The 19,351-nt window shown below is 69.0% G+C and carries 20 protein-coding genes and 2 pseudogenes; 10 read left to right on the forward strand and 12 right to left on the reverse strand.

The window, feature by feature from the left end:
- Nucleotide 1 precedes the first annotated feature (1 nt).
- The 3 genes from OG429_RS40035 to OG429_RS40045 all read left to right on the forward strand — a co-directional run bounded on the left by OG429_RS40035 (nucleotide 2) and on the right by OG429_RS40045 (nucleotide 2,150).
- Nucleotides 2-682: an aminotransferase class I/II-fold pyridoxal phosphate-dependent enzyme gene (locus tag OG429_RS40035; protein ID WP_328930561.1), complete on the forward strand. Its 681-nt coding sequence runs from the start codon at nucleotides 2-4 to the stop codon at nucleotides 680-682.
- Complete coding sequence (locus tag OG429_RS40040) at nucleotides 675-1,544, forward strand: sugar phosphate isomerase/epimerase family protein (protein WP_328923224.1); 870 nt, start codon at nucleotides 675-677, stop codon at nucleotides 1,542-1,544. Before OG429_RS40035 ends, OG429_RS40040 begins: the two co-directional genes overlap by 8 nt.
- A 123-nt stretch (nucleotides 1,545-1,667) precedes the next feature.
- Nucleotides 1,668-2,150: a hypothetical protein gene (locus tag OG429_RS40045; protein WP_328923223.1), complete on the forward strand. Its 483-nt coding sequence runs from the start codon at nucleotides 1,668-1,670 to the stop codon at nucleotides 2,148-2,150.
- On the opposite strand, the gene OG429_RS40050 is transcribed toward OG429_RS40045, so the two are convergent.
- Both OG429_RS40050 and OG429_RS40055 read right to left on the reverse strand, forming a co-directional pair.
- Nucleotides 2,116-2,898: an IS5 family transposase gene (locus OG429_RS40050; RefSeq protein WP_328923222.1), complete on the reverse strand. Its 783-nt coding sequence runs from the start codon at nucleotides 2,896-2,898 to the stop codon at nucleotides 2,116-2,118. The genes OG429_RS40045 and OG429_RS40050 overlap by 35 nt on opposite strands.
- 282 nt (nucleotides 2,899-3,180) lie before the next feature.
- A pseudogene (locus OG429_RS40055) lies at nucleotides 3,181-3,362 on the reverse strand (transposase); the annotation flags it as partial.
- Between the two features lie 57 nt (nucleotides 3,363-3,419).
- On the opposite strand from OG429_RS40055, the pseudogene OG429_RS40060 reads away from it, so the two are divergent.
- Nucleotides 3,420-3,897, forward strand: a pseudogene (locus OG429_RS40060) (IS5 family transposase); the annotation flags it as partial.
- A 58-nt stretch (nucleotides 3,898-3,955) separates the two neighbouring features.
- Here the strand turns inward: OG429_RS40060 and OG429_RS40065 are convergent.
- The 4 genes from OG429_RS40065 to OG429_RS40080 all read right to left on the reverse strand — a co-directional run bounded on the left by OG429_RS40065 (nucleotide 3,956) and on the right by OG429_RS40080 (nucleotide 7,751).
- Nucleotides 3,956-4,639: a hypothetical protein gene (locus OG429_RS40065; protein WP_328923221.1), complete on the reverse strand. Its 684-nt coding sequence runs from the start codon at nucleotides 4,637-4,639 to the stop codon at nucleotides 3,956-3,958.
- 261 nt (nucleotides 4,640-4,900) lie between these two features.
- Nucleotides 4,901-5,821 carry an IS3 family transposase gene (locus OG429_RS40070; RefSeq protein ID WP_328923220.1) on the reverse strand — a complete coding sequence of 307 codons (921 nt, stop codon included), beginning with the start codon at nucleotides 5,819-5,821 and terminating at the stop codon, nucleotides 4,901-4,903.
- Nucleotides 5,818-6,189, reverse strand: a complete 372-nt coding sequence (locus OG429_RS40075) for a transposase (RefSeq protein ID WP_328923219.1) — start codon at nucleotides 6,187-6,189, stop codon at nucleotides 5,818-5,820. The genes OG429_RS40070 and OG429_RS40075 overlap by 4 nt, the downstream gene beginning before the upstream one ends.
- Complete coding sequence (locus OG429_RS40080) at nucleotides 6,126-7,751, reverse strand: IS4 family transposase (protein WP_328923218.1); 1,626 nt, start codon at nucleotides 7,749-7,751, stop codon at nucleotides 6,126-6,128. Before OG429_RS40080 ends, OG429_RS40075 begins: the two co-directional genes overlap by 64 nt.
- 384 nt (nucleotides 7,752-8,135) lie before the next feature.
- On the opposite strand from OG429_RS40080, the gene OG429_RS40085 reads away from it, so the two are divergent.
- The 5 genes from OG429_RS40085 to OG429_RS40105 all read left to right on the forward strand — a co-directional run bounded on the left by OG429_RS40085 (nucleotide 8,136) and on the right by OG429_RS40105 (nucleotide 12,921).
- The gene (locus OG429_RS40085) at nucleotides 8,136-8,780 is read left to right on the forward strand and encodes a hypothetical protein (protein WP_328923217.1); all 645 of its coding nucleotides are present in this window, start codon (nucleotides 8,136-8,138) and stop codon (nucleotides 8,778-8,780) included.
- Between the two features lie 1,148 nt (nucleotides 8,781-9,928).
- Nucleotides 9,929-10,219: a hypothetical protein gene (locus OG429_RS40090; protein WP_328923216.1), complete on the forward strand. Its 291-nt coding sequence runs from the start codon at nucleotides 9,929-9,931 to the stop codon at nucleotides 10,217-10,219.
- Between the two features lie 8 nt (nucleotides 10,220-10,227).
- Nucleotides 10,228-10,980 carry an XRE family transcriptional regulator gene (locus OG429_RS40095; RefSeq protein WP_328923215.1) on the forward strand — a complete coding sequence of 251 codons (753 nt, stop codon included), beginning with the start codon at nucleotides 10,228-10,230 and terminating at the stop codon, nucleotides 10,978-10,980.
- 698 nt (nucleotides 10,981-11,678) lie between these two features.
- Nucleotides 11,679-11,990, forward strand: a complete 312-nt coding sequence (locus OG429_RS40100; protein WP_328923214.1) for a hypothetical protein — start codon at nucleotides 11,679-11,681, stop codon at nucleotides 11,988-11,990.
- 70 nt (nucleotides 11,991-12,060) lie between these two features.
- Entirely contained in the window at nucleotides 12,061-12,921 is an 861-nt protein-coding gene (locus OG429_RS40105; RefSeq protein WP_328923213.1) for a hypothetical protein, read from the forward strand.
- A gap of 63 nt (nucleotides 12,922-12,984) precedes the next feature.
- Here OG429_RS40105 and OG429_RS40110 read toward each other — a convergent pair whose 3' ends face one another.
- Together OG429_RS40110 and OG429_RS40115 are read right to left on the reverse strand one after the other, a co-directional pair.
- Nucleotides 12,985-13,191: a hypothetical protein gene (locus OG429_RS40110; RefSeq protein ID WP_328923212.1), complete on the reverse strand. Its 207-nt coding sequence runs from the start codon at nucleotides 13,189-13,191 to the stop codon at nucleotides 12,985-12,987.
- Between the two features lie 59 nt (nucleotides 13,192-13,250).
- Nucleotides 13,251-14,678, reverse strand: a complete 1,428-nt coding sequence (locus tag OG429_RS40115; RefSeq protein ID WP_328923211.1) for a helix-turn-helix domain-containing protein — start codon at nucleotides 14,676-14,678, stop codon at nucleotides 13,251-13,253.
- A 238-nt stretch (nucleotides 14,679-14,916) separates the two neighbouring features.
- On the opposite strand from OG429_RS40115, the gene OG429_RS40120 reads away from it, so the two are divergent.
- Nucleotides 14,917-15,183 (forward strand): hypothetical protein, encoded by a 267-nt coding sequence (locus tag OG429_RS40120; RefSeq protein WP_328923210.1) that lies wholly within the window; start codon nucleotides 14,917-14,919, stop codon nucleotides 15,181-15,183.
- 933 nt (nucleotides 15,184-16,116) lie between these two features.
- On the opposite strand, the gene OG429_RS40125 is transcribed toward OG429_RS40120, so the two are convergent.
- The 4 genes from OG429_RS40125 to OG429_RS40140 form a co-directional block, all read right to left on the reverse strand.
- On the reverse strand, nucleotides 16,117-16,305 hold the full coding sequence (locus tag OG429_RS40125; RefSeq protein ID WP_328923209.1) for a hypothetical protein: 189 nt from the start codon (nucleotides 16,303-16,305) through the stop codon (nucleotides 16,117-16,119).
- A 43-nt stretch (nucleotides 16,306-16,348) separates the two neighbouring features.
- Nucleotides 16,349-16,879: a GNAT family N-acetyltransferase gene (locus tag OG429_RS40130; RefSeq protein WP_328923208.1), complete on the reverse strand. Its 531-nt coding sequence runs from the start codon at nucleotides 16,877-16,879 to the stop codon at nucleotides 16,349-16,351.
- A 301-nt stretch (nucleotides 16,880-17,180) separates the two neighbouring features.
- On the reverse strand, nucleotides 17,181-17,435 hold the full coding sequence (locus OG429_RS40135) for a hypothetical protein (RefSeq protein WP_328923207.1): 255 nt from the start codon (nucleotides 17,433-17,435) through the stop codon (nucleotides 17,181-17,183).
- 589 nt (nucleotides 17,436-18,024) lie between these two features.
- Nucleotides 18,025-18,297: a hypothetical protein gene (locus OG429_RS40140; protein ID WP_328923206.1), complete on the reverse strand. Its 273-nt coding sequence runs from the start codon at nucleotides 18,295-18,297 to the stop codon at nucleotides 18,025-18,027.
- Nucleotides 18,298-19,351: the final 1,054 nt, after the last annotated feature.

A 19,351-nucleotide genomic window follows, 5' to 3' on the forward strand; every position in this document is an offset into this window, starting at 1 on the left:
GATGTCGCGGGCGGTCGATTGCGGGGCTGTCAAGCTCGGGCAGGGCTTTCCCGAGGAGCCAGGGCCAGTGCAGCTCATGGAGGCCGCGTGCGCGGCCATCGTGTCCGGTGCCACCCAGTGTCCCCCCACCCTCGGGCTGCCCGCGCTCCGCGAGGTCATCGCCGGTCACCAGGCGGCCTCCTACGGCATCGAACTCGACCCCGCTCGCGAGATCGTGGTGACCGTTGGAGCGTCCGAGGGCATCACGGCCGCCCTGCTCGAGCCCGGCGACGAGGTCCTGATCCTTGAGCCGTTCTACGATCTCTGCCCCGCCGCGGTACGGTTCGCCCGCGGCGCTGCGGTGCTCGTGCCGTGGGAACTGGTGAGCGGCGGCCCCGATCTGGTCGCCGCCGCGGCAGTCGTGTCCCGCCGTACGAGAGCGGTGATCGTCAACACTCCGGGGAACCCGTCGGGCCGGGTCTGGGACGAATCACTCCTCGACCAGTTCGCCCGGTTTGCGGTCGTGCGTGACCTGGCCGTGATCTCTGACGAGGTGTACGGGCCCATCGTGTTCGACGGGCACCGCCACCAGTGTGTCGCCTCCCCGAGCGGGACGGCGCCGCGGACGTTCACCTTCGCCAAGTCCGCTGCGACGACCCAGGCCGGGATCGACCGGATGCAGGGAGCGGGTCCCCGTGGCTGATCAGCGCGACGGAGGCTTGCGCCTGGGGGCCTCGACCGGCTGCACGTACCACTTCGACGTCGTGACCGAGGAGTCCGTCGACCTGCTGCACGCGATGGGCGTGCGGGACGTCGAGATCTATCTGCAGTGCGAGGCGGAGCTTGACGAGCGATACCTCCAGGATCTGGGTGCCCGGTGCGCCGGCCTCGGGCTTACCGTCACCTCTCTGCACCCGTACGTGTTCGGCTTCGAGAATCTGCTCTTCACGCCCTATCTCCGGCAACGCCGTTGGGCAACCCTGCAGTTCGAGCGGTATCTGCACGCGGCCAGGCTGCTGGGCGCACCGGCATACGTGTCCCACGGGCCGCCGCGTCACCTGGTGACCGACGGCTCGGCGTTCGATTCCAACTACGTGCGCACCACCAGGCAGCTGATCGGCCTGGCCGAGACGTACGGAGTGCGGTACTGCCTGGAGAACGTCAGCTACGGTCTGGTGAGCACGCCCGACGATGCCGATCACCACCTCCTCGAATTCGGCTGCGCGCTGGGACTCGTGGTCGACGTCAAGTCGGCGTGGAAGGCCGGCTTTTGCCCCGCAGACTTCCTGCAACCGCGGCAGCTGGCGGCAGTGTCCCATCTCCAGCTCAGTTTCCGCCGCGAGGGTCGCTATTGTCGCGGCGTTAGCGGCGAGATCACCGACGCCGACGTCATCGACGCACTCAGGCTCTGCCTGCGTCGGCGACCGGCGCTCGTGCCTGTCCTGGAGATCGAGGCACGTCGCGCGCAGGAACTCGCCGACACTGTCCAGGCCACCCGAGATCTGCTTTCCCGGCTGGCGGCTGCGCCTGAACACACCGACGAGCACCTGCACGGGCGAGGTTAGAAGCCGTTGTCTTTCCGAGCGTGATGGGTGTGTTTGCGCTGGTCAGGCATGTGGCTGGTCTTTCGGTGGGAGGGACGAGGTGTTGTGTCGTCTCTTCGGTGGAGGTGCTGGATGCCGTCGGTGATGGGGCTGCTGGAGGAGCGTGAACGAGCCGCTCGGCAGCGAGTGGACGTTCTTCAGGCCGAGCTGCGGGAGGCGGAGGCCGCGTGGGAGCGGTTCGTGATCGCCCGGGAGACGGTGGCCGAGGTCCTGGCGGAACCGTGCGGAGGCGAGGAGGTGCCACCGGTCGTGGTGGCCGGCGGGCGGCCGGCGCGGGTTGTGGGTGCGGTGGCCGGCTCGGTGGTGCCGGTGTGGCGAGAAGGCCTCGGCGCTGCGGTGCTGGCGCCGGATTACCAGCAGCTCGTGGACGTTCTGGCTGGTGGGATCGGGTCGGGTGTCGGGGCGATGGACTGCCGGCAACTCGCAGTGGCGGTCGGGCTGGAGCCGGTGCCTGCGAAGGTGGAGGGAGTGCGGTCGAAGGTGAAGCGCCTGGCCGCGCGGGGATGGCTGGCAGAGGAACGCCCGGGGATGTTCAGTGCCGTCGCCGGGCGAGGCGACGGCTCATGAGCATGCTCATCGACCACAGGATCATCGCCTCGGCGCTGTCGGTGCGGGCTTCGTAGTCGCGGGCCAGGCGGCGTGAGCGCATCAGCCATGCGAACGTGCGCTCCACCAGCCATCTTTTCGGCAGGACGACGAAGCCTGTGGTGTCGTCGCTGCGTTTGACCACCGTCAGCGCGATCCGCAGCACGTTGCGGGCGAGGTCGACGAGTTGGCCGGTGTAGCCGCCGTCGGCCCAGACCAGCGTGATGCGCCAGTGCCGCTCGCGCAGCCGGGCCAGCAGTGTCTGTCCCGCGTCCCGGTCAGTGACGGATGCCGCCGTGACCACGACGGTCAGCAGCAGACCGAGGGTGTCCACCACGATGTGGCGCTTGCGGCCGTTGACCTTCTTGCCGCCGTCGAAGCCCCTGGTCGCGGCCGGCATCGATGCGGCGCCTTTCACCGACTGGGCGTCGATGATGCCCGCCGTCGGTTCCAGGTCGCGGCCGGCCGCTTCACGGATCCGGTCGCGGAGCCGGTCGTGGAACTCGGCCGTCAGGCCTTTGTCGCGCCAGCGTCGGAAGAAGGCGTAGACGCGGTCCCACGCGGGGAAGTCCGCGGGCATCGCCCGCCAGGTGACGCCGCCCGCGACCAGGTAGCGGACCGCGTCGACCATCTGCCGGTGGCAATAGCCCTCCGGCTGTCCGCCGCGGCCCTCCAGCCAGCCCGGCACCGGAAGTGCGGCACGGACCTCGGCCCATTCCGCGTCCGTCATGTCCGACGGATATCGGGGCTCCCGGCTCGGACGATCGCTCGCGTTCCCGTACATGTGGGCGAGGCAGTCACACGACCGGGAAGGCGAGTTGGACGACGCGGGGGACAGCACGAAAGACTGCGGCACCAGGGTCTCCTGACGCTCGGATGGATTCGACACCCACGAGCTGTTCGGGAGGCCCTGCCTTCATGCCCAGACCGGCCGAAGATCACCCGGCCGGGCAACCACACTCGAACTCACGACCACCTTGATCGATAGAGCAACGGCTACTTAGACCATGTCCTATGTGGTGAGGCGGACGAGTCGTTTGTAGCAGCAGAGGGCGGCTGCGAGGCTGAGGAAGGCCAGGTAGTTGCGGGGATTGCGTTCGTGGCGGTGGTTGAGCCGACGGTAGCCGTGAGCCAGGACATGGTGCGTTCGATACCCCATCTGCGACGGCCGAGACGTTCGCTGGACTCGACGCCAGACTCCTCCTCCTGGCGCCGCGCTACATGCTCAGCCTTCGCGCGATCGGCGGCCGCGGACTTACCAGCAAGGTCCACCTCGCCGCGGACCGCAAGTGTCGTCCGCTCACGTTTGTCCTGACCGCCGGGAAGGCCGCGGACGGCCCGCAATTCGTCCCCGTGCCCGAGAGGGTACGCAACCGTCTGCCCGTCGGCCGCCCCCGCACCAGGCACGGTGCCGTCGTCGCAGACAAAGCCTACTCATCCTGCGGCAATCACGCCTACCTGCGCAAACGCGGTATCAAGGCAGTCATCCCGGAGAAGAAGGAGCAAGCCGCCAACCGGATGAAGAAGGGCAGCGGGGGCGGTCGGCCCGTCAGCCACGACACCGACCTCTACAAGGAACGGAACACCGTCGAGCGCCTGATCAACAAGCTGAAGGCGTGGCGAGGCATCGCCACCCGCCATGACAAGACTCCGGAAAGCCACCTCAGCCGGACTCCACCTCCGCGCCTCAATGATCTGGATCGACGACCTCCTCAAAGCCACCGACTGATCACGACATCACACAGGCCCTCAACGAAGCCAGCTCCGGTGATGTGGATCTGGTGTTGTCAGGGGTTTGGGTGCGAGTCCTGGGTGGTGGTGTTGGTTGTTCCCTGGCTGTGGAAGGTGTTGTTCGTGGTGCTGTTGTATGTCGGCAGGGTGCCGCTGAGGTTGAGGTTGGTGGGCAGGAACGAACCGTTCCCAGTGCCGCCGTTCCCGTTGCCACCGTTCCCGTTCCCGGTGCCGCCGTTCCCATTGCAGGTTCCGCCGGTGATGGAGGCCTGGTCACTGGATCTGGCGCTGAGGCCGCCTCCGGCCTGCTCGACGATGGTGGCGGTGTTGGTGACGGTGCAGGGAGCGTCGTCAGCCACGTTGACGATGATCGCGACAATGAAGTCGGCGTCGGGAGGCAGGGAATCGATGTTACAGGTGAGCACGGTGTCCGTGGCGTGCACGCCACAGGAGCCAAAGGGCCCGCGGGTGTAGAAATCCTCGATTGTGAGGCCTTGGGGGAGGACGTCGGTCATCACCGTTGCGCCGATGGCCGCGGCCTGATCGTTATTGCTGATCACGATCCGGTAGAAGCCTTGCCCGCCTCGGGGGAAGTCCCCCGCGTGGGTTTTCGTAATGCCCAGGTTGCCCTGGGCGTATGCGGGTGTGGCCCCGATGGCGAGGGGCAGGGCGGCGCCCAGGGCCAGAACGGTGGCAGCGGCAGAGGCACGCCGCCTCAAAGTGTGGGTAAGCAAGGCCATGGTGGGTCACTCCTGCTCGTGCGATGGTCTTCCGTGGCGGGCGCCGATGACGCGAACGCGACATCGGACCCTTGCACTGACAACAACGGACGTTCAGGGGACCTGATCAAGGGGGTGAGCGGAGATTTCCCCCGATTGCAGGAGGCGGCCGGCGCGAAGGGAGGCGGCCTTGAGAAGGAGCTGAAGTGACGAGCTGGCAGGACCGCAAGCCGGTCGGAGACGCCCACGAGTGAGGTTCCCCCGCAGTGCGGGAGTGGCTGACTAGCTGGTCAGGGCGGGTTGACGTGGTTTCAGGTTCACTTGTTCGGTCGTTGCCTGGTTGGCGTAGTGCTTTTCCTCGTACTCGATGGGGCTGAGATAGCCGAGCTGTTTCTGGATGCGGCGGGGGTTGTAGAAGCCGTCGATGTACTCAAAGAGCGCGAGGTTCGCTTCGGCTCTGGTGGCGAAGGCCCGTCCGCGGATGCACTCGGTCTTGATCACCATCCACAGGTTCTCGGCGAGGGCGTTGTCGTACGAGTCGCCGACCGAGCCCATGGACGCCTGGATCCCGGCCCTGACCAGGCGTGTTGTGAGCTTCACGGACGTGTATTGACAGCCGTGATCGGCGTGGTGAATGAGCTGGCTGGGGGTGACTTCGCGGCTGGCCAGGGCGTATTCCAGCGAGGTGAGGACCAGGTCGGCGTCGGCGCGGGCGGAGGCTTCCCAGGCCACTACGCGGCGGGAGAACGCGTCGCGGATCGCGGAGAGCCACAGTGGGCCCTCCCCGGTGGGGATCATGGTCAGGTCGGTGACCCACAGCCGGTTCGGCCGGTTCGCGGTGAAGTCGCGTTGCACCAGGTCAGGGGCCGGATCCGCGTCTGGGTCACGTCGGGTGAAGCTCTTGCCCCGGCGTGGGCTGATTCCGGCGAGGCCGGCCTGGCGCATGAGCCGTTCGATGCGTTTGCGGCCGACATGGACACCCTCGCGCTTGAGGACGGCGTGCACACGGGGTGAGCCATAGACTCCGCCGGACTCGTCGTGGACCTGACGGATCCTGCTGGTCAGCTCGGCGTCTCGGCGGTGCCGTTCGCACGGCTCGGTCTCGGCCTGGCGCCAGCGGTAGTAGGTGGAGGAGGGGATGTTCAGTTCCCGGAGTACGGGCTCGACCCCCAGGTGCGGGTGCTCGTCGACGAGCTCGGTCACCTGGGCCGGGTCGGGTCGAGCTGGGCCGCGAAAAAAGCCGAGGCCGTCCGCAGGACCTCGTTCGCCCGCTTGAGCTGGGCATTCTCCCTGCGCAAGGCGGCCAGCTCCTCACGCTCAGCGGTGGTGAGCATGTCGCCTCGCTCGCCGGCATCGGCCTCGGCCTGACGGATCCAGTTACGCAGGGCCTCGTGGTGCACACCGAGTTCCTCGGCCATGCGGCGGATCACAGGCTTCGGCTCGGCCGTGCGGTACATCCGGACCGCACGCTCACGCAACTCCAGCGGGTACTTCCAAGACCACGGAGTTATGGCTTGTCCGCCGCTGTCAACAGGGGCGGGGACAGGGGCTTGTGGGTTGGGGTGGTCCACTCGGGTTCGAGGGTGTAGAGGCCCCGGCCGGTGCGGCGGAGGATTCCTTCGCGGACCCAGCGTCCCAGTTCTGCGCGTAGTCCTTGGGGATCCTCCAGTCCGATACCGCGGGCGATTTCACATACGCGCCAGGTGCGGTGGGGATCGGTTCGCAGGAGTTGCAGTGTGCGGTCGCGGCGTCCGTCGGGGCCTGGGCCGGCGGAGGGGTTCACGGTGACACTGATGCTGGTGATCCTGGAGGCGCCCAGGACTTGTGCCTGGTGGGGCGGGGCGGCGTAGCGGGAGATCGGGCATTTGACGCGGCGTGGGTTGACGCGGGCCCGGCGGGGTGGGAGCAGATCGCGCAGCAGGGCCGGTGTGATTCGTCCCGGTCCGGTGTCGGGCAGTACGTCGGCTGCGGCGATGAGCTGGTCTTTTGCGGTCTCCAGGGCGACGGTGAAGGAGGCGCGGTCCGGGTCGGCGCCGGGGAGGGTCTCGACGGCCTCGGCCATCGCGCGGCGCAGTGCCTGGTAGACGGTCAGGTGAGCCCAGAGCTCCTGCTGGATCCCGGTCGCGTCCTGGGATCGCAGCACCAGGCCGTGCTGCAGGGTGTGCCGAAGCGAGTAGAACGCGGACTCGATCTCCCATCGCTCGTGGTAGAGCTCCACCAGCTCTGCGGCGGGGTAGCGACGGTGATCGGTCAGCGTGGTGGCCAGCCGGTAGTGGCCTTCCAGCCGCAGCCCTTTGGCGGTCGTCACCGCGATGTGCGCATCGATGATCCTCAGCCGGGTCCCGTTAATCCTGGTCAGGAATGACCCGTCCGGCAGGAGTGCCCAGCGTGCGGGTGTCCGTGTTCCCTTCAGGCGTACCAGCAGCTGGGCGCCGGTGGCCGCGACTTTCGCGAGGAAGTCGTCGGAGTCGAAGCCCCGGTCGTTGAGCAGCAGCATCCTGTTGTCCAGCAGTGGTAGCAGCTGCTCGGCGTAACCGGTCTCCTTCTCGGGCGTCGGTCCGAAGACGGCGCCGAGCAGGGCCCGGGTTCCGGTCTCGCACAGCACCATGATCTTCAGCATCGGATATCCGTCCGTGCCGTAACGATGCTTGTGTTTGCCCAGCCAGGCGCAGACTCGCGGCCGGTCAGGAGCCTTGGTGGAGCTGCAGCCGTCGAAGGCGACTGTGCGCCAGCACCTGTAACGCACCCCTGGTGTGATCGGCTGTGCCACGGGACCGGCCAGTGTCTCGAAGAGCAGCCGCAGCGGCGCGGCGCCCAGCCGCCGGCGCACCTCTCGCAGCGCCTTCTCCGACGGACGCGGTGGAAGGAGCCCGCGCAGCCCGCAGGTGAGTTTGTCCCACACCCGCATGTAGCCCAGCTGCGGGAAGAGAACCAGTGCCAGCACGAAGTAGACGCCCACCCTCGACGGCAGCAGCCTCAGCCTCCGCTGGGTTCCGCCAGTACGTTCCAGCACGTCATCGACCAGTTCAAAGGGCAGGTGCCGGGTCAGCTCGCCCAGATGCCCCGGAGCGAAGACCCCGTCGGCGACGGTGATGGACGACGTGAGCGTGACGGTGGAACACTGAACGGGCAACGGGGCTCCTTCAGGCGGGAAGACCTTGGTCGGCTTCCTCGCTCTACCAGGAGTCCCGTTGCCCTGACCGGCACTTCTCCCAAATACCTCGCCCCTGTTGACAGCGGCGGACAAGCCATAACTCCGTGGTCTTGGGGTACTTCCTCGGGGCAGGCATCGTCTGGGCTCCTCTCATGAGACCCATCTGACCCTCTGTCACCCATCCCCGCATCTCGGGGGAACCTCAACCCGGTTCTCGGCCGAGCAGGCCGCGGCGGTGGGCATGGTGGAGGCTGCCTGGCCCGAGGCCCTGACCGTCCTGCTGCCGAAGTACCGGCCGGTGGTCATCCGGGACACGATCCTGGCCGCCCTGGCCGCCGGTCCGCTGAGCAGCTGGCAGCGCGGGTGCGGCGCCGGTGGTGGAACCACGGCTACGCCACGGACGCCTTGCCGGGCGGCAAGGGGATCGGCTCAGCGGTCGGTGTTGCGGTGGGCCTGGTGCGCCCGCCCACGGATTGCCCGGACCCGATGTGCGAGGACGGCGCCCGGATCCAACTGGGCCCGCAGGACGTCTGCCCGAAGTGCGAGAAGCGCAGGGCGGAACGCCTTGCCGCGCGGCGGCAGGGCATCGTGCCCGGGCCCCGTGGGGAGACCGGGCCGACCCCGGTGTGGTGGGACTGCGAGGGCAAGGGCTGCACAGCGACCGGCAAGGGCACCCGGCCGACCGATGGCCTGTGCTGGCAGTGCCACGACCGGACCGAGGCCGAGCTGATCGAGCACGCCACGGCGGACCTGCTCGCCGAGCGGGACGCGGCGTACGCCGCCCAGGCCGAGAGGGCCAAGGCGGCCGCCCAGTGGAACGCGATGCTGGCCGACGCCTGCGCCGAGCACGCCGGGCGCGAAGCGGCCAAGAGCGCGGAGGTCCGCGCCCGCCGGGCGGCGGAGGCTGAGGAGGTCCGGCGGCTGCGTGAGCAGCTGGTCCGGGAGCACCCCGAGTTGGCCGCCTACGCCCAGCAGACCGAACCGCAGGCCGCAGCAACCCTGTTCTAGCCGCTATGCGCCCCGCTGAGCGTCTCACAGCCCGTTCCGGCCCCTCCGCCCGTTCCGGCCCCTCCGGCCCCTCCGGCCCGTTCCGGCCCGTTCCGGCCCGTTCCGGCCCGTTCCGGCCCCTCCGGCCCCTCCGGCCCCTCCGGTCGCAGCGGTTCCCGAAAGGCGCTCAGCGGGGCGCCTGCGGCTTCCTGGTGCGGACGGTGTCCTGGTGACGGTCCCTCACGGCCCCGCCGGCACCGACCCCGAGGCTGATTTTGTGTGTGCCCCGGCCGGAGCGACCGATCCCAAGGCGTGCACGCGTGCGCGTGCACCCGCGTGCGCGGGAAGCCCACCGGAGCTGTCGTGGGGGGCCTGTCGTGCGGGTCGGCCTGTCGGCGCGACACGAGCGGTGTGTCCTGCGGTGGGGGGTCTGAACCGTGGGTCTGGGATGGGTGCGACAGCCTCGGGGCGGAACCGGAGTGCGGCCGACTGCTGAAGCCCTGCGAGGAGAGGATCCGGCCTCTCCGGCCGGAGTGGGGACCGCGACAGGCCCGGCACGGGCTCTGCGTGGCCGCGTGAGGGCCGAACGGCGAGACCCCGGGTCCTTTGTTGGAGAGGGCCCTGAAAGGCCCTCAGGTGGCGTTGTGCGGGTTTTGGTCCGCTGGTTGCCTCGGGTACGGCAAAGGCCGATGTCCGCACCGTGGGTACGCTCATCGGCCGCCGTGCGGGCCACGCGCCAACGTGACCCGCAATGTCCCTGGTGTGTGCCTTGGTTGGAGCCAGTAGCAGACAGGGCGCCTGTAAACGCGCATGACTCGCCATCGGGGATAGCGCGCGTAACGAGGTTGAGGCTACGGCCGCCGTGGCTGAGGTATCACTTACCTTGCTGGGACAAAAGTCGGGCCAATGAATTTCGGACGCCCAGGAAGCAGCATTTTCGCAGGTCAGAGGTCATGCGGGTGCGTTGGGCTCGGGGCCAACAATTGGGACATCTTCGGGGCCAACACAGGGCTCTTGGCGTAGAGGGGCTACGGGCTGGGATTCTTGGTCGGCAGTGCTTCGTTCCGCTGCTCAGGTGACGCCAATCACCTAGCGGAATTCGGCCTGTTGGAGCCAGTAGCAGCCGGTCGGCGGCCCTAGAGAGGGCCGTCGACCCCTACCCGTGAAGGGTGTCTGAATTGAACACGATCGACGGGGCCTCGGCCCCGGCCTCCGGCGTGCGCTTCGGCATGGCCCACGCCTTCGTCATCGCCGCCTATCTGGCGGCCGCCGTGCTCCTCAGCCTCATCGCGCACATGCCCGTGCAGGACATCCTCGTCCTGCTGGGCGGCGCTGGCGCGGTCAGCGTCGCCGTCCTGGTCGCCTCCAACGTCAGGAACGGCAAGGGCGGCGGGGGCGGCCTGCTGCGGCGGCTGCTGAACGCCGCCCTCGGGGGCCCCGGCAACGGGAGCGTGAACTAGTGGGCCGGGTGGGGCGCCCCGAAGCCCCTGTCGACCACACGGTCCCCGCGCTGGGGGAGCTGGCCCAGTTCCTCCGCGACGTGCGAGGCGGTATCCCCTACAGCACGCTGGCGGAGCGCAGCCAGCGGGGAGCCTCCCCCCTCAAGCGCGCCGCGTCTGGGAAGACGCTGCCCACCTGGGAGTGCGTTGAGGGGTATCTGGGCGCCTGTGGCATCAGCAGCGGCACCCCCCACCACGAGCGCGCGCGGCAACTCCACTCCCGCGCGCAGGAGGCCTGGCGCCGGCCCAGCGGCTCTACGGCCGTACCGCGGCCCGACCTCGCCTCCAGCGAAGCCGACCTGAGCCGTGCCCTGCGGGACGCCTACGCTGCCGCCGGTCGCCCGTCGCTTCGAGTGCTGTCCGAGCGGGCCGAAGGCTGGAACCTGTCCCGAAGCACGGCCCACCGCATCGTCAACGGGCAGGCCATGCCCGTCGACATCCTGCAGTACCTGAGCTTCCTTCAGGGCTGCCAGGTGTCGCGCGACAGGCTGCCGGCCTGGTTCGCCGCCTGGTCCCGGGTTCGGGATGTGAGCCCGTTCGCCGTGTTCTGGCTCGTTCAGTTCCACTCCTCCCAGTTCGGTCCCCAGTACAACGAATGGGCCAGGAAGCAGCAGGTGTACCCGAAGCCCAGTTGGTTCGACGCGGCGGAAGCGGCCATAGCTCGACGCGCCGCCAACTCGCCGATCGACGCCCGGCGCTTTGTAGAGCGCCTCGCAGCCTGAGCGAGGAACCGACGGCGGGGCGGCCCTCTCCAGGGCGGCCCCGCCGTTCGCGCGTGCACTGCACCCGCGTGCACATGGGCCGCGACCACGTCCCGGCCGGGTGTCACACCGGCCTGTCACACGCCCTGTCACACCGGGGCCGTGTCACGGGTCTGACCATGGCGCTAGCCCGTCAACCCCCGTGGGAGTCCTTGTGTGACACACGCTCGGCCCCGATCCGCCCTGGCGCACATGGGGGTACCCATCGGGGGAGCCCATGGGGGGATCCAAGGGGGTGCGCGAGGGGGGTACGCATGGGGGGAACGTGCGCGCGGACTCACCGCGCATCGTCCCTGGGCAGGCGCCATTTTTTCGACCGGTGACTGGCCAGACTTTAGGTCTGGGCGGGGCGAAGGGGCGGGTTGTGGGGGGATCGGGGTGGAGGTTGGCGGGTGGGGATGAGGTGGGTGTGGAGGCTGGCTGGTTTCCCGGGTGATTGCGGGGGTTGTGGTCGTTAGCGTGGCGTGATCACGAGAGCGGGAGGCATGGTGCGGCGGGTTACGGGTTACGGGTTACGGGTTGCGGGTGTTGGGGTGGCGGCTGTGATCCTGGCGGGCTGCGGGGGTTCGGGGACGGACGCGAAGGGGCCTGCAGGACCGTCTGTGGCGTCGGTGCTGGCGTCTGGGACGGCTGACCCTCAGGCGGCGGAGAAGGCCGCTGTGCTGGCCGTGTACGCGGGTATGGGGGCGGCTGAGGTCCGCTCATACGCCGCGGGAGCGCTGGACCCGGAGCTGGAGCGCTACGCGACCGACACGGCGCTTGCGGACATCAAGGCGACGCTGTTCTGGTACCAGCAGAAGAACACCGTGTTGGCGGGGCAGCCGGCCCGCTCCGCGGTGGTCGACTCGATCGACACCGCCAGCGATCCGCGGCGCGCGGTCATCACCGACTGCGTCGACTCCAGCGGCTACGACAAGGTGAGCAAGGACGGCACGCCGGTGGCGGTGCCGTCCGGGCCGCGCACGTGGTGAAGTCGACCGCGCAGCGCACGGGCACGGGGCCGTGGCTGGTCTACAGCTCGACGATCGAGCGGGACCGCACGTGCTGAGCTGGCCCCGGCTCGGGGCGGCGGCCGTGGCGGCCGGCCTGCTCTGGGCGGCCGCCGTGCCGCTCGCGGTCGCGGACGGGCCTGGGGGCGGGGTGGTGTGCCCGCCGCGGGACCTGGACTGTGACATCACAGCTCAGGACCCGGGCCAGCCCGCCCCGGGCAAGCCTGGCGGCAAGCCGGGCAAGCCCCCTGGGGAGGTGGGCAGGCCCTCGTGCGCGATCGACGGCCAGGAGGTGCCCTGCTCCACCCCGGAGATGGGCACGTTCAACTCGGCGGACTCCTGCTACTGGAAGCCGACCGACGGCCCTGCCGGGGGCCTGCCGCCGGGGTTCGACACGGGTGCACCGGAGGGCTGGAAGCCGGGGGATCCGGGCGGGCGGCTGTACCTGGTCACCTGCCCCAGCGCGAACGGTGACGTCCGCGGCGGGATCCGCGGGTCCGCGACCGGTCCGGCCAGCGGCGGTGTCGACGTCCAGGCGCTCGCGCAGCAGGCGGTCGAGCGCCTGCGCCTGGAAGGGCCGGACATCGGCATCGTGCCGAAGCCTGAAGGCAAGGGCCTGGTCGGGATGCCGGTGTGGATGTGGAACCGGCCGGGCCCGACCCGCACCGGCCCGGCCACCGCGTCCGCCTCGGCCGGGTCGGTGACGGTCACCGCGACCGCCACGGTCCGCACGATCGTGTGGTCGATGGGCGACGGCGCGACCATCACCTGCACCGGGCCGGGCACCCCGTACTCACCGGAGTTCGGGAACATCTCCTGGGCCGGCGCTGGGCAGACCGGCACACTCACTACCACCCGCGAGAGTGCCACCAGCCTTGCGATCGGTGAGCTCCAGGTCCTCAACGTGCCCTGAACTGGGCAGAAAGAACTCACCGCTTGCCTAGTGGTGACTACAGATATGGCCGGTGACGGCCGGTCAGTGGTCGGCCGCCGCAGTTCCGGGGCCCAGGTGGCGGCGGCCGGGCGCGGCGGCGGACCGGTCGGCGGGGCTCGTGGCCGAGGTGGCCTCGGCGGCCGGGGCCACCTCGACCGCCTCGGCCGCGAGGAGTGCCCGGGGGCCGGCTGCGGCCGGGGTGTCGGTGGCGGGACGGGGGCCCGTGCCCAGCGGGCGGCGCGTGATCACCCCGCCAGTGTGGCCCGGGCTGTTCCCCAGGGGAACGCGGGGCTCTCCGTCGTGGTGTGTCAGAGCAGTCCGAGTAGGTCTGCGATCCAGTGGCCCCAGGTGTCGGTGCCGGTGGCGAACGGGACGATGACGCTGGCGATCAGGGTGATCGGGGCACAGCAGAAGATCAGGGTGTAGGGCCACTCCGCGTGGGGAGAGGGCTTGTCGGGGTTCGGAGCGATCAGTGTCGCGCCTGTTCCCCCGATGATCGCGGAGGCCAGTAGCGCTCCGAGGGCGGTGAGGGTCTTCGAGGTCCCCGATTCGGTATCGCTTTGGAGGACGGCGGTGGCGCCGAGGTAGATCACGGCCATCGCGGCCAGGACAAGGACCGCCGTCATCACGTCCGACGTCCTGGCCGTGCGCCCTTTCCCGATCCTGTCGTAGGAGGCGGCGAAGGTTTTGACCTCTAAAGAGGTTGCGCCCAGCCCGCGCAGGACCGGCCTAAGCCGGCGCCAGTCGTGCGGGAACTCGCCATTGGCGAACCATCGGTCCATCAGGGCAGTGTCCTCTTGCGTGGAGCTGTTGCCGTAGGGCCTGCTGGGGCTCAGGCCGGCGAGTTTTTCGGCTGGCCAGACCCTCTTGCCGCCGGCCCGGGCGCGTAGCGCCCGCAGCTGCCCTGTGAACTGTTCTTTGGTGTCCGCACGACCCAGGAGCGGCCTGCGCTCCGGCGGAGGCGCGGGGGTTGGCATCAGCGGCTTGAAGGTGCTGGTGGAAAGATCCCGTGGCGGGAGGGGAGCCGGGGCTTCCCGCTCCGCCTTCCCGCTGGTGGCCTGCGTTGACACGGCGGGAACGGCGCCTTCGAGCGTTCCGCCGGACATGGTGGTGGCGGTGCTCTCGTCGAGGAGGGTCTTGTTCTGGCGGCGCAGGACTTCGACTTCTCGCTGTACGAGGACGACCTGGTCGTGCTGCGCGGTGAGTTCCGCCTCCAGCCGGCGGGTGTAGGCCTGGGCGTCCTGGAGCTTCTTGTCCTGCTCGGTGACACGCTGTTCGAGGACGCCTAGTCCCGTCTCCGCGTGGCGGGCCTGCTCCAGCGCCTGCTCCAGCTCACCGGCCAGCTGGTCCGCATGCTCCTTGAGCGCGGCCAGTTCCGCCTCACCGGCCTGTTTCTCTCCCTGTACCCGGGCGAGTTCCTGCTTGAGGATTACCAGCTGGACGGCCGGTGACCGGCTGGCCTCATGGGCCCGGGCGCACAGCTCGTCAAGCCGCTCCCGCACTCCGGCGTCCAGGGGCCGGCCCCGCTCCGCGAGGAACGAGTCCAGGCGCGCGACGAAGGTGGGCGGGGCGACCCTGTCGCCGCTGAGGTAGCGCGAGAGGGTGGCCGGGGCGACATGCGCGGCGACCGCGATCTCCTTCTGCGTGCCGCCCTGCATCGTGAAGCCGTGCACCGCGGCGCGCAGCGCGGCCGCGTAGGCGGCGGCCGCCAGCCCGACCGCCTTCGGTTCACCCATCCCCGTGCCCCCTCGTCGACCGCCCCGCGCGTGCGGTCTGGCGCAGGCCGGATCCACGATTGTCACGCACACGCGCAGCAGGGTGAAAGTCCCCTGAGTCCAAGGGCGTTGACCTGCTGTTACCGGTTGAGCGGGAACCGCCGTTCCCTCTGCCGCACCAATCCGCCGCGCTCGACGCTTGATCCGTGGCCGCACCCAGCGCCACACGGATAAGCGGAAGTGAGGCACAACGGTGAACATGATTCGGAACCTGGTAACCGGCGCCCTATCGGCAGCGGCCGGCCTGGTCGCCACTCTGTACCCGGCGGTGGAGGTCCCCGCGCTGCTCCTGGGCCTGGCCACTCTCACGGTTCCCGCACTGCGCGCGGTGCTGCGCTACCGGCTCCATGCCAAGGCCGTCGACAAGGCCGCCGCGGGTGACCTTCCCGCGCTTTTCCAGGCCTTCGGCGCCACCGAGACCGGTCAGACCGGTGAGGAACCGGCGCTACCTGCTACCGGGCCGTAGCCATACGAGCCGGTATCTCCAAGGGCGTGCGGCCGGTCCTGCGGCCAGGGTCCGGCCTGAGCGTCACCGTGCACCCGTGATCACCTGCGGGTCTACAGGAGGCCTGCGGTGGTGGCGAGCCAGGTGCCGGCTGTCACCTGGTAAGCCCCAAAAGGGGGTCATGGGAATGGAGCTGTCCTGCAGACGAGTTCGCACATACAGTCGGGATCATTGCCTGACGGAGCGTGAGGGGTGAGGGCTTGTCTGCGTGCCCACGGTGCCGACAACTTGACCAGGTTCGAAGCGTACGCACCGTCTATGAGGGCGGAGGCGGCAGCTCCGGAGGAACGGCTTCCCCGTCGAGTTCGTGGGGCGGCGGGGGCTCTGTCGACTACAGCGGATGGAACCAGAGCGATCTCGCGTTGCGGGTCAGCCCTCCCAGGCACCAGAGGGCTGAGGTAGATAGCTGTGGCTGCTACTTCGGCATGCTCGTGTTCTTGATCCCCGTGTACCTGCTCATTGCAGGCCCTGACCTGGGTACGGCGAAAGCCCGCACCATAGCGGCAGTGGCCGTGGTCTTACCCTGCGCGCTTCTCGTGCTGCGCTGGCTCCTGCGTTCCTCTGCGGATGCCTCAAGGGCCGACCGCGAGAGCGAGGAGCTTTTGCCGTTCCGGGTGCACGTTTGGCGGGAGGCGAGCGTCTGCCTCCGCTGCTATATCGCCTTCTGGCCTGTGCGCGACGGGCGCCGACATGTCGTACCTGTCGATGAATTCCAGCAAGCAGTTTGGGATCTGGCCATTGAGTTGCGGCAGAACAGCCAGGAGCCGCATCGTCGGGGGTGAGCGGGTCTTCTGGCCGGCGGATGCGTACGGGCTTGGGCTGGTGCGGCAGGCCACCGGCTTCGGCCAGGGCTCGGCCTGAGGCGCCACTGTGCACCCGTGATCACCTGCGGGTCTACAGGAGGCCTGCGGTGGTGGCGATCCAGGTGCCGGCTGTCACCAGGGGCTGGTAGGTGATGAAGTTCCCGGCGGTGAGCGCGATGGGCATGGTGATCAGGGTGGTGGCGGTCACGTAGGGCAGGGCGTCGGTGCCGCCCAGCTGGTGATCGCGATGGTGGCGCCGGCGATTGCGGCGAGGACGCACCGAGGTCGATGTTCACGAGAAGCGACAGCACCCGCTGGCGGGGTTACGCAGTGGAGCGCCATTCCCCTTCGAGGCTGCTGAAGATCATGGAGTCTCGCCAGCCGTCGTGGAGCAGTGCCGTGTGGCGCAGGCGTCCCTCATGCGTCATACCGATCTTGGATAGTACTCGGGAGGAGCCGAGATTCCTCGGGTCACAGGTGGCATGGATCCGATGGAGCCCCAGCTCGCCGAACCCGTGCGCGAGCAGCTGCCGGCCTATTTCCGTGCCGATGCCCTGCCCCCATACCCGGGGATGCACGATGTATGAGATCTCGCCCTGGCGCTGCTTATGGCTGCGGACATGCAGCTCACCCATGCCCACCACATCCCGCCCGACGCGGGCGACGTAGGGGAACCGGCGCTGAGGGGTGCCCGACCAGGCCTTGACCGCGGAGTCCACGAAGTCCTGTGTCTGGACCTCTGTGTTCGGCCCCCAGGACTGATAGCGGCATACCTCCGGGAGGCACGCCCAGGAGTGAACGGCCGGCCAGTCCTCCAAAACGATCTCGTCCAAGGTTACCGAGTGCTGACTCATACGACGATCATGAACGGGTCGCCGCGCGAAGATCAAGGTCAAGGAGCCCATCACGCTTCGCCGACGGCTATGCGGGAGAGGCCTGGTGCTGTCAGTTCTCGTGAACATTGCGACGCGCTCCCTGGCCGAGTGTGCCTCCCCAACCGACGTCGAATCGCTGCTCCTTCTCGTGGACAGAGCCACCCGTAGGCGGGTCAAGACCCAGGCTGGCCTGCGGCCAGTGAGTATCTCGGTGTCGTGCGTAGCGTAGATGCCAGTTCGGCGCAGGGTTGGGTCGGTGTGCAAGCCATGTGGGCTCGCTCTATCTGTACGTGATCGCGGTCCCGTAGGCCACCAGACTCGTGTAGGAGATGCCCGGAATGGCGGTCACGCGCGCTCCGATGACCTCGTGGGCCCCGAGCTCCGCCGCGCTCACGCTCAGGGAGGAGAGCGCTCCGCCGGCCTCGAAGCATCTACCGCCCCAAACTATCCAACTGCTGGCGACGGTGCGGGCCTGTTGAGGGCTGTCGACGGTGACGACCGCGACCGGAAAGGGAAGTTTCTGTTTCTTCGCCATAGACAGGGCATGCTGCCAGGGGCCCGATCCGTCCGGCAACGGGCAGGATGCACCGCGCGCGGCCAGCTGATGCCTGGGCGCCTCGGATGCCGTTGTCGTCCTGGCTGGGTGTCAGGGACTCAGGTTCCTCAGGGTAGGCGCGGGGGCAATGTGGAGGAGGACCCGGGCTGATGCCCCTTGCTGTGGAGCTCAGGCGAGCGGACCATATGGGGTTGATCCGACGGACGGGGAATCCATGACATGTCAGACGTGTTCAAACAGCGGGAACTGCCACAACTGTGGTGGAACGGGACAGCGAGGCGGTTCCGGGGCTGACAAGTGCTCTAGCTGCAACGGTTCTGGCGACTGCCGGGGGTGCGGCGGGCGCGGTTGACCGGCCGGGCTGGGGGCTCATCGTTAGAACGCGGAGGGTCGCCCACCTGGTGGGCGGCTCTCCGCGTGCCGCCTCTCAGTTCCGTGGCGTACGCCCTCCGGTCGCTGCTTGACGCCGCCGGTCCGGGTGTTCCGACTGGGAACACCCGGACCGGCCGTCTGCCCTGTGTGGGCCCGGCTGTCCCTCCGGATGGCCGGGCCCGCGCGTCGTGTGGTGTTACTGGTGCCACAGGTGCCGCAGGGCGGGCAGCGTGAGGGTCAGGAACACGGCGAAGGTGGCGGCGCCGACCGCGAAGGGGTCGGCCCAGGCCGGCGCCCACCGGACGAAGAGCGCTGCGCCGATGGCGAGCACGGTGCCGAGCATCGTGAGGGCGAAGGTGATCACCAGGAGGAGGACGGGTCGCTCGCGCCGCAGCCGCGCCAGCTCTGCGTCTGTCTCGGCGGCCTGGGCGGCCGTGGTCTCGTTGGTCTGGGTCGTGGTGGTGGTCATGGTGGTCCTTTGGTTGGGCCGGCAGGGTGCCGGGCTGTGGGTGGTGCGAGGGCAACTGTGTGAGTCCGGCTGTCGGGGTGCGAGTTCTCGCGAATTTGCGTTCCGTGCCTGGTCAGAGGCCGCCGAGTGCGTCCGTGACGCGGATTCGCGAAGGCTTGACACGGAGCCGTCCGCCATCGCCGGTTGAGGTTGCACCGGGGGCGGGTTAGGCCCGCAAGTCCCGTCTCCGGCGTCCCGCTGTGGACTGTCCGTCACGCTGGCGATCGTGGAGATGAGACTGAGCAGGATTTGTCTGCGGGACCTAGTGATACGGAATTCGTGGCGTTATTCAATGTTTCTCCGGAGACCTGCATGAATTTTCTTTGTGCGACGCCCTGAATTCTCAGATCACTCCTGACGGACCATCAGTTTGGTGTGTTTTCGTGGTTGGTGGGGCCCCGGACGGCGGGCTGGGGGGTTAGCGCTCGCGTGTGGGCCGTTCCTGTCCTCGGACACCCCTGAGGTATCTGTGCAGTTCAGGAGCCTGGAGACGCCCAGTCAGGGGCGTTCAGGGACACGGTTCTTGGGTCCGGGTCGGGTACCGTGCCCACGGTGCCCGGCCGGCCAGGCGCTGTATGGGCATCGTGGGGTGGATCCCAGATGCTATCCGCTCCTCAGAGTGATGCACGCGAGGTCCAGGCGGGCCCGGATGGGGGAGCTCCCTGAGCACCAGGCCGTGGTGCATCAGGCCCCGCGGCCGGCCTCCTGCCCAAGCCACGCAACCCGCCCGGGGTCACCCGGGCCCGCAGCGCGGGCCGTTCGGGGTGGAGCGCAGCGGAACCCCGAACCCGTCCGGAGCGAAGCGCAGGACTCCGGCCCAAAGGGCCGGCCCTGGCTCGGCGAAGCCGAGCCCCGTCGAGCGCAGCGAGGCGGTTCTCTCCTGAGCGCGCAGCGCTCAGGAACTTCGGAGCAGCCGAGCACCGCGAGGCAAGGGGCGAAGCGACCGCACCCGGCCGAAGGCCGGGCCTCGCCGAGCGCAGCGAGGCGACTCTCTGTCACAGCGCGCAGCGCTGTG

This window comes from Streptomyces sp. NBC_00190 (assembly GCF_036203305.1).
Taxonomy (GTDB): Bacteria; Actinomycetota; Actinomycetes; order Streptomycetales; family Streptomycetaceae; genus Streptomyces.